Genomic DNA, 9,021 nt, shown 5'->3' with positions numbered 1-9,021 from the left:
GCTACCCACAGCTCATCCCCGCACTTTTCAACGTACGTGGGTTCGGTCCTCCAGTGCGTTTTACCACACCTTCAACCTGGCCATGGGTAGATCACATGGTTTCGGGTCTACGACTACATACTCATTCGCCCTATTCAGACTCGCTTTCGCTGCGGCTCCGGCTCTTCACCTTAACCTCGCATGCAATCGTAACTCGCCGGTTCATTCTACAAAAGGCACGCTCTCACCCATTAACGGGCTCGAACTTGTTGTAGGCACACGGTTTCAGGATCTATTTCACTCCCCTTCCGGGGTGCTTTTCACCTTTCCCTCACGGTACTGGTTCACTATCGGTCATTAGGGAGTATTTAGCCTTACGGGATGGTCCCCGCGGATTCCGACGGAATTTCTCGTGTTCCGCCGTACTCAGGATCCTCCTAGGTGCTGTCACAATTTCGTCTACGGGGCTATTACCCACTTTGGCGGACCTTTCCAAGTCCTTCGACTATCCTGACAGACTACCATATCGGAGTCCTACAACCCCAACAAGCAAGCTTGTTGGTTTGGGCTCTTCCCGTTTCGCTCGCCGCTACTCAGGGAATCGAATTTTCTTTCTCTTCCTGCAGGTACTTAGATGTTTCAGTTCTCTGCGTCTACCTCTAACCAGCTATGTATTCACTGGAAAGTAACATCCTATAAAAGATGCTGGGTTCCCCCATTCGGAAATCTCTGGATCATAGCTCACTTACAGCTCCCCAAAGCATATCGGTGTTAGTCCCGTCCTTCATCGGCTCCTAATGCCAAGGCATCCACCGTGCGCCCTTATTCACTTAACCTTGTCAACCTTGCGGTTGGGTCTTGACTACTTCTTCTAGCGATAGAAGGTTGGTCAATAAAATAAGCTTCGAACAATTAATTAATTAACTCTTCAACGCGGTGTTCTCGGTTTGTTTTGATTACTTTTTTTACTTCAATATCCAGTTTTCAATGAACAATCGTTTGAGAGTAGACCTCTCAAAACTGAACAAAGTGTTGACGAACCGTGTAGTTCCGTAATATTCCTTAGAAAGGAGGTGATCCAGCCGCACCTTCCGATACGGCTACCTTGTTACGACTTCACCCCAATCATCTATCCCACCTTAGGCGGCTGGCTCCAAAAGGTTACCTCACCGACTTCGGGTGTTACAAACTTTCGTGGTGTGACGGGCGGTGTGTACAAGGCCCGGGAACGTATTCACCGCGGCGTGCTGATCCGCGATTACTAGCGATTCCGGCTTCATGTAGGCGAGTTGCAGCCTACAATCCGAACTGAGAGAAGCTTTAAGAGATTTGCATGACCTCGCGGCCTAGCGACTCGTTGTACTTCCCATTGTAGCACGTGTGTAGCCCAGGTCATAAGGGGCATGATGATTTGACGTCATCCCCACCTTCCTCCGGTTTGTCACCGGCAGTCTCGCTAGAGTGCCCAACTGAATGATGGCAACTAACAATAAGGGTTGCGCTCGTTGCGGGACTTAACCCAACATCTCACGACACGAGCTGACGACAACCATGCACCACCTGTCACTTTGTCCCCGAAGGGAAAGCTCTATCTCTAGAGTGGTCAAAGGATGTCAAGACCTGGTAAGGTTCTTCGCGTTGCTTCGAATTAAACCACATGCTCCACCGCTTGTGCGGGCCCCCGTCAATTCCTTTGAGTTTCAACCTTGCGGTCGTACTCCCCAGGCGGAGTGCTTAATGCGTTTGCTGCAGCACTGAAGGGCGGAAACCCTCCAACACTTAGCACTCATCGTTTACGGCGTGGACTACCAGGGTATCTAATCCTGTTTGCTCCCCACGCTTTCGAGCCTCAGCGTCAGTTACAGACCAGAGAGTCGCCTTCGCCACTGGTGTTCCTCCATATATCTACGCATTTCACCGCTACACATGGAATTCCACTCTCCTCTTCTGCACTCAAGTCTCCCAGTTTCCAATGACCCTCCCCGGTTGAGCCGGGGGCTTTCACATCAGACTTAAGAAACCGCCTGCGCTCGCTTTACGCCCAATAAATCCGGACAACGCTTGCCACCTACGTATTACCGCGGCTGCTGGCACGTAGTTAGCCGTGGCTTTCTGGTTAGATACCGTCAAGGTAAGAGCAGTTACTCTCCTACTTGTTCTTCTCTAACAACAGAGTTTTACGATCCGAAAACCTTCTTCACTCACGCGGCGTTGCTCGGTCAGACTTTCGTCCATTGCCGAAGATTCCCTACTGCTGCCTCCCGTAGGAGTCTGGGCCGTGTCTCAGTCCCAGTGTGGCCGATCACCCTCTCAGGTCGGCTATGCATCATGGCCTTGGTGAGCCGTTACCTCACCAACTAGCTAATGCACCGCGGGTCCATCCATCAGTGACACCCGAAAGCGTCTTTCAAATCAACACCATGCGGTGTCGACTGTTATGCGGTATTAGCACCTGTTTCCAAGTGTTATCCCCCTCTGATGGGCAGGTTACCCACGTGTTACTCACCCGTCCGCCACTCCTCTTTTCAAGTGAGTGCAAGCACTCGGTAGAAAAGAAGCGTTCGACTTGCATGTATTAGGCACGCCGCCAGCGTTCGTCCTGAGCCAGGATCAAACTCTCATAATAAAAGTTGAACACGATCTTGCGATCGTTAAGCTCATTTGTTTGCTAGCATATTGCTTCGCTTGTTAAAAATTGTTGTTTGTTTTCACCGTTGTGAAAACAACCTACACATTTGGTTTGTCTTACTTTGTTCAGTTTTCAAAGGTCTACGTTGTTACCTCGCAGCAACTTTTATATCATATCAAATCTCTAATTTGATGTCAACACTTTTTTTAAAAGTTTCAAAGTTTTTTCTGCTTGGCGTTGTCGTTTGTTTCAGCGACAGCTTCATTAGTTTACCAGGTTGTTTGTTATTTGTCAACAACTTTCTTCCTGATTTTTCAAGTTTTTTTAAAACTTGATTTGTTATTCTATTTCAGTCGTTTCAGCGTTTTTGTTGCTCGCCTTGCGACATGTAATAATATAACAAGTTTTTCTTAATTGGTCAACCTTTATTTTAAAAAAAATTGAATATTTTTTTCATCATGATTCTCTGTCCCAAGTACCTTTTCGCTTTTTGATAGATTATATACATTTGGCTCTTATTTTTAGATTAAATCACTTATATTTCCGATCATTTTTTCAGTTTATATGAAAATAGTTCGAATTCTACTCCTGTATTATCTTTTGAACGCCCAATATGCTTAAAGTCATTTTCAATATAGAACCTTGATAAGCGCTGATTACTTGCTAGACAATCCAAACGTAGTTCATCGACCTGATTTTCGAATTCAACTTTTACAGCATTCAGCAATTCTTTCCCATAACCAGCCTTTCGGTATCTGGGACGTATTATCACACGATGGAGATAGCATGATTTCTGGCTTGATTCAATGTTCTCCCAAAGCAGGCGATCCCATTCAGTAGGTTTCTGCCAAGCAGCAACCATTCCTGCCAATTGTTTTTCATTATTATAGAAGAAAAACACTTCGCCTCTTTTTACAGCAGCAATTAATCCGTGCTTATCTTCTCCTTTTAATACATCAGACCATTGATCACTGCCAATCGATTTTAACCATTCTGCAGTTTCTTTTAATAGTTCTAATGCAGTTTGTCCATCTTTAGTAGTTGCTTTTCTGAGCTCCATTAACTTTTCCTCCTTGCGCTTCCCTACTATATATATTTTATAAAAAAAGACGGGCAAACCAGCATTTGGTTCACTCCGTCTACACAATGTTGAATATCAAAAGCATCCATGACAGCTTCTCATATTCTTTATGTATCTAATTTTTAAAACATCGGTACTCCTTCGATTTCAAAAGAAGAGAGTAAATTTTTTAATTCGGACGGTTTTTCCCAAACATACGTACTACCGATTGTTGGTATTCCTGAATCTTCATTCATTTCAAATACAAATAGCGGCATATTTTCAACCTCAGTATGGGCATTGGTCAATTCGACTAAATTAATTGAAGTAACATCTAAAAGAACTTCTTCTTTTATAATCTGCAACATACTAGCCAAAGCGGTCATCTCTTCTGAAACTTTTGTTGTAACAAACTGCATCGATCCATCAACTGGATGAACAAGAAATTTTTTAGAACCATCATTTAAATGCAATATAATAGTACCAGCGACTTTTTTGTTAGACAAAACATCCACCTCAATTAATTTTTGTTTTCATAAACTAGGAAAATTGTACCATATTTTCTGAAAAAAAACAGAATTATTTCGACAAGAGTTTCTCCATTGCTTCATCTCGCCAAATAGGAAGCTCTTTTTCCAGTGTTTGAAAACCAATTTTTTTGTTTTTATTCGTGAAGTATTTTTTTCGTCGATAGTTTGGCTGCTGAGTTTGACTTTCTAGTGTTCTCAAAGACAAACTGATTTTTTTGGTATATTCATCGATATCAATGATTTGAACTTTTACTTTTTGCCCAACCTCCAGTAAATTGTGTATATTTTTTGTATATCCTGCTTGGACTTCAGACACATGGATCAGTCCCTGAACCGTCTCGCTCAGTGAAACAAATGCTCCGTAGGGTTGCAATCCTGTAATGGTTCCATCAACGACCATGCCTATTTTGTAGTTCATAATTATTAGCCTCTTTTCAATTTTCACACTAAAGTATTTTCCTCATTTAAAATAATAGCATGTTCCGTAGAAATGTGCATAGATTTCTTTCTACTATTATAATATTCGTTCTTTTTGTTCATATTTTCTTGAAAGTCTATTATACTAGAGTTATCAATCAAGTAATATACTAAATAATTGATAAATGAAAGGATGAAGCGAATGGTAGAATTTGATAAAGTATATGACCGTCGAAATACAAATTGTGCAAAATGGGATTCCATCAAGGATACTTATGGAGAAGATGGATTACTTCCACTTTGGGTAGCTGATATGGATTTTAAAGCGAATAAGCCTGTTTTAGATGCCTTAAAGAAAACGATAGATCAAGGAATTCTAGGATATTCTCCAGCACCAGATTCATTGTATCAAGCAATTCAAAGTTGGCAGCAGCGCCATCATGATTACTCGATCAGCAAGGAAGCGATTCTTTTTAACAGTGGGGTCGTTCCAAGTTTAGCATTAGCTGTTCAGGCGTTTACTCAACCTGGTGAAGCTGTTTTAATTCATGATCCTGTTTATCCACCATTCGCTAAAGTCGTTGAGCAAAATAATCGCAAACTTGTTCGTAGTACCTTAGACGTGGCCGATGGACATTTTGTTATGAATTTAGATGACATGGAAAAGCAAATTCTGAATGAAAACGTCCGACTATTCATTTTATGTAATCCTCATAATCCAGGAGGACGAGTTTGGACTGCTGCTGAATTAGAAGCTGTTGGGAAATTATGTGCGAAATACGATGTCCTTGTCGTAAGTGATGAAATTCATCAAGATTTGATTTTTGCTCCTCATCATTTTACAACTTTTGCCAATGTTCATTCTAGCTTCAAGGATTTTTCTATTACTTTAACAGCAGCCACAAAAACATTTAATTTAGCTGGTATCAAAAATTCAATGGTCTTTATCGAAAATTCTGACTTACGAAAGAAATTCGTTACGATCCAGCAACAGAATGCCCAAGATGAAATCAACATTTTCGGGTACGTTGGAACAGAAGCAGCTTATGAACACGGCGATGACTGGCTTAAAGAGTTACTCGCATATCTAAAAGAAAATATTGATACCGTAGCTGACTTTTTAAAGCATGAACTACCTCAAGTAAAAATGATGCGTCCAGAGGGAACGTATCTGATTTGGCTTGATTTTTCAGCTTTTGATCTATCTGATGCAAAACTTCAAGAACAATTGGTCCACAAGGGTAAGGTCGTTCTAAACGCTGGGATCACTTTTGGGCCTCATGGTTCACAGCACATGCGTTTAAACGTTGCTTGTCCAAAAGAAACGCTGTTAGAAGGATTACGTAGAATAAAATATGCATTCGAATAAAATCAAAACGGATCAAGAGGTAGCTCAACGAGTTATATGCTTATCACTTAACATTTAAATATAAGAACAGAAGCGCCTGATCCTTCCTTAAGATCAAGCACTTCTGTTCTATTTTTTGTATTCTATTCACTAATTTCTACTTTATCGATCACAACGTCAAATGTTGGGCGATCTTGAGAATCTCTTTGAACGCCACCGATTTCATCAACAACATCCATTCCCTCAACAACATGACCAAAAACAGTATGACGGAAATCTAGCCATGGTGTTCCGCCTGCTTTATAAGCCTCAATCACTTCTGTTGGGAAGCCGGCTCCTTCTAGTTGTCCCATCATATTAGCTGGTACATTTTGATTGTTGACAATGAAAAATTGGCTGCCGTTCGTGTTCGGTCCAGCATTCGCCATTGATAAAGCGCCTCTTAGGTTAAAGACATCTTTAGAAAATTCATCTTCAAATTTTTCGCCATAAATACTTTCGCCGCCCATGCCTGTTCCAGTAGGATCTCCACCTTGGATCATAAAATCAGGAATGACACGATGGAAGATCACTCCATCATAGTAGCCTTTTTTCGCTAATTGGACAAAATTTTCAACGGTTTTAGGCGCTTGCTCTGGGAATAGTTGAACTGTGATATCTCCTCTATTTGTTTTGATCACCGCTTTTGGTCCTTTGACATTTGCTAAATCTAATTGTGGAAATTCTGACATTTTATTTCCTCCTAGTGTAGTTTTTACTTCCTCATTTTATCATAATCAATGACACTTGAACATTCTATTCTCTCATCCCAATCTTTTAAGAGTTCCTTTCTTTCACAAACTTCCACTTGCTTTTTTCCGTTACAAGTGATATTTTGTGAAAAACGATATACTTTGCATTTTCGTTTTATCTTTAAAATAGATAGGAACTTTTTATAAACCGAAACAGGAGGAATTTTTAATGTCTGACGCAAAAGATATTTATGATCTAACGATTGTTGGCGCGGGGCCTGTTGGTCTTTTCGCCGCTTTTTATGCAGGAATTCGTAAAGCAAAAACGAAAATCATTGATAGTTTACCCCAAGTAGGCGGACAATTATCAACGCTTTATCCTGAAAAATATATTTATGATGTTCCTGGTTTTCCAGCCGTGAAAGCAAGTGAACTGATTGAAAACTTAGAAAAACAAATCACTCCTTTTTCTCATGATATTTGTTTGGAAGAAGAAGTACGTAATTTAGTGCAGGAAGATGGACATTTGCGTATCGAAACGTCTAAAGGGATCCACTATTCTAAAGCAGTTATTTTTGCGATCGGAAACGGATCATTTCAACCAAGACGTTTAACTCTTGATGGTGCAGCAGAGCTTGAGGGGAATCATGTTCATTACTATGTTACTGACATGAATAAATTTTCTGGAAAGAAAGTTGCCATAGCAGGTGGCGGTGATTCTGCGATCGACTGGGCATTAATGTTGGAACCCATTGCTGAACGCGTATCGATTATTCATCGTCGACCTGAATTCCGTGGCCATGAGCATAGTGTAGATAATCTAAAAAAATCAGATGTTTCTATTTACACACCTTATGTGATCGATCAGCTTTTGATGGAAGACAGCTCTTTTAAAGGGATTCAATTAAAAGAAACGAAGGCTGATAATTTTGAGAAGCTTGATTTAGATTCTTTGATCATCAATTACGGCTTCACTTCTTCATTGAGCCATCTAAAAGACTGGGGCTTGGAAGTCAGCCGTAATGCAATCGAAGTCAATTCTGATATGTCAACAAATATTCCTGGCGTTTACGCTGTAGGTGATATTTGTAACTACGATGGAAAAGTAAAACTAATTGCTACAGGTTTTGGAGAAGCTCCAACTGCCGTAAATAACGCTTTGCACTTCATCAAACCTGATGCTAGAACTCAACCCATGCACAGTACTAGTCTATTTGAAGGCAAAGAAGCAACAATGCTTTAGTATAGAAAAAGGAACCGAACAGATAAAACCTGTTCGGTTCCTTTTTGTATTTAGCCCATTTCTTCTTGCCAAGCGACTAGAGCTTTCTTTATATTTTCCACTAACGATCCAGGTGTTTCACCAACAATTCTCTCTCCTTCAAATAAAACGAATAACGTTTGGGCACAAAGGACACATTCATTCATACAGGAATAGGTGACAATATCACTATTTTCTTCGATAAATGGATCGCTTAGTATCAACTCTCCACCATTCGCTAAATTTTGCTCACAACATTCGATTAAGGGATTCATCGATCTTCTCCTTGCATTTTACTCTTTAGATAGTATACCATTGATGTATTCTAAATTTAAAAAAGACGAATTGGAGGTTTTTATTTTGGTCATAAAAGGTGAAACGTTAGAGAAAAAAGCACGTCAGCTATTGAAAGAACGCGGTGTTGAAATGGAAGATCTAGCTGAGTTAGTATTATATCTACAAAAGCCTTATATTGAAAATCTTGATCTAAACACTTGTATTGAAAATATCGATAGTGTACTTTCAAAACGTGAAGTTCATAATACCATCATTACAGGTATTCAGTTAGATATTTTAGCTGAACAAAAAAAATTGCTTCACCCACTTCAGGAAATTATTGAAGATGATGAAGGTTTGTATGGTATTGATGAAATTTTGGCTCTTTCCATCGTGAATGTTTATGGCTCGATCGGTTTTACTAACTATGGTTATATCGATAAAGTGAAGCCTGGAATCTTAGCAAAACTAAATTCTCATGAGGGACCAGAAGTTCATACTTTCTTGGATGATATCGTTGGAGCGATCGCAGCTGCAGCAGCTAGCCGTTTAGCGCACTCACAACCGGATAAAAGTAGAATCACGCAGTAAAATGTATCTCTATCTACTATATTTAACGTCGTTTTGATTGCGTTGATAGTAATTCTTCCATTATAATAACTATAAAGTATATGATGTTTTATACTTCCATTTAAAGCCACCACTATAGGTTTCAAAAGTTCTTTGTGACGTGTAAGCGGACACTGTTTTCAGTCATTGATTTTCTTCCCCAATAGATAAATCAACTACC

8 protein-coding genes and 2 rRNA genes (1 of these 10 cut by a window edge) are annotated in these 9,021 nt (G+C 40.2%); 3 read left to right on the top strand and 7 right to left on the bottom strand.

All coding sequences use genetic code 11. The features are described 5' to 3' along the window. The 5 genes from IGI58_RS11855 to IGI58_RS11835 form a co-directional block, all read right to left on the bottom strand. A 23S ribosomal RNA gene (locus tag IGI58_RS11855) occupies positions 1-815 on the bottom strand (it extends 2,097 nt beyond the left edge of the window). A gap of 230 nt (positions 816-1,045) precedes the next feature. Further along, a 16S ribosomal RNA gene (locus IGI58_RS11850) occupies positions 1,046-2,605 on the bottom strand. Together the 16S and 23S rRNA genes form the textbook arrangement of a ribosomal RNA operon. Before the next feature lie 550 nt (positions 2,606-3,155). Beyond that, the gene (locus IGI58_RS11845; protein WP_429953240.1) at positions 3,156-3,668 is read right to left on the bottom strand and encodes a GNAT family N-acetyltransferase; all 513 of its coding nucleotides are present in this window, start codon (positions 3,666-3,668) and stop codon (positions 3,156-3,158) included. 143 nt (positions 3,669-3,811) lie between these two features. After that, positions 3,812-4,183, bottom strand: a complete 372-nt coding sequence (locus tag IGI58_RS11840) for a hypothetical protein (protein WP_176372910.1) — start codon at positions 4,181-4,183, stop codon at positions 3,812-3,814. A gap of 64 nt (positions 4,184-4,247) precedes the next feature. After that, a complete protein-coding gene (locus tag IGI58_RS11835; protein WP_225534955.1) occupies positions 4,248-4,616 on the bottom strand; it encodes a CvfD/Ygs/GSP13 family RNA-binding post-transcriptional regulator in 369 nt (122 codons plus the stop codon). Between the two features lie 201 nt (positions 4,617-4,817). On the opposite strand from IGI58_RS11835, the gene IGI58_RS11830 reads away from it, so the two are divergent. Then, positions 4,818-5,984 (top strand): MalY/PatB family protein, encoded by a 1,167-nt coding sequence (locus IGI58_RS11830; RefSeq protein ID WP_429953241.1) that lies wholly within the window; start codon positions 4,818-4,820, stop codon positions 5,982-5,984. 122 nt (positions 5,985-6,106) lie between these two features. Here IGI58_RS11830 and IGI58_RS11825 read toward each other — a convergent pair whose 3' ends face one another. After that, entirely contained in the window at positions 6,107-6,694 is a 588-nt protein-coding gene (locus IGI58_RS11825; protein ID WP_088271325.1) for a peptidylprolyl isomerase, read from the bottom strand. A gap of 229 nt (positions 6,695-6,923) precedes the next feature. Here IGI58_RS11825 and IGI58_RS11820 point away from each other — a divergent pair, with 229 nt between their 5' ends. Then, positions 6,924-7,937 carry an NAD(P)/FAD-dependent oxidoreductase gene (locus IGI58_RS11820; protein ID WP_225534953.1) on the top strand — a complete coding sequence of 338 codons (1,014 nt, stop codon included), beginning with the start codon at positions 6,924-6,926 and terminating at the stop codon, positions 7,935-7,937. 50 nt (positions 7,938-7,987) lie between these two features. Here IGI58_RS11820 and IGI58_RS11815 read toward each other — a convergent pair whose 3' ends face one another. Then, the gene (locus IGI58_RS11815; RefSeq protein WP_429953242.1) at positions 7,988-8,230 is read right to left on the bottom strand and encodes a DUF1450 domain-containing protein; all 243 of its coding nucleotides are present in this window, start codon (positions 8,228-8,230) and stop codon (positions 7,988-7,990) included. 85 nt (positions 8,231-8,315) lie between these two features. On the opposite strand from IGI58_RS11815, the gene IGI58_RS11810 reads away from it, so the two are divergent. After that, entirely contained in the window at positions 8,316-8,822 is a 507-nt protein-coding gene (locus IGI58_RS11810; protein WP_087642299.1) for a phosphatidylglycerophosphatase A family protein, read from the top strand. The last annotated feature ends 199 nt before the right edge of the window (positions 8,823-9,021 follow it).

Origin of the sequence: Enterococcus sp. AZ020 (genome assembly GCF_050499205.1) — a bacterium.
In the GTDB taxonomy this organism is placed as follows: Bacteria; Bacillota; Bacilli; order Lactobacillales; family Enterococcaceae; genus Enterococcus_L; species Enterococcus_L dunnyi.
This window is presented reverse-complemented; position numbering and strand designations above follow the sequence as displayed.

Coding starts and splice junctions, on each gene's coding strand:
- IGI58_RS11820 (WP_225534953.1), top strand. CDS start 6,924: ATGTCTGACGCAAAAGATATTTATGATCTAACGATTGTTGGCGCGGGG.
- IGI58_RS11835 (WP_225534955.1), bottom strand. CDS start 4,616: ATGAACTACAAAATAGGCATGGTCGTTGATGGAACCATTACAGGATTG.
- IGI58_RS11825 (WP_088271325.1), bottom strand. CDS start 6,694: ATGTCAGAATTTCCACAATTAGATTTAGCAAATGTCAAAGGACCAAAA.
- IGI58_RS11845 (WP_429953240.1), bottom strand. CDS start 3,668: ATGGAGCTCAGAAAAGCAACTACTAAAGATGGACAAACTGCATTAGAA.
- IGI58_RS11815 (WP_429953242.1), bottom strand. CDS start 8,230: ATGAATCCCTTAATCGAATGTTGTGAGCAAAATTTAGCGAATGGTGGA.
- IGI58_RS11830 (WP_429953241.1), top strand. CDS start 4,818: ATGGTAGAATTTGATAAAGTATATGACCGTCGAAATACAAATTGTGCA.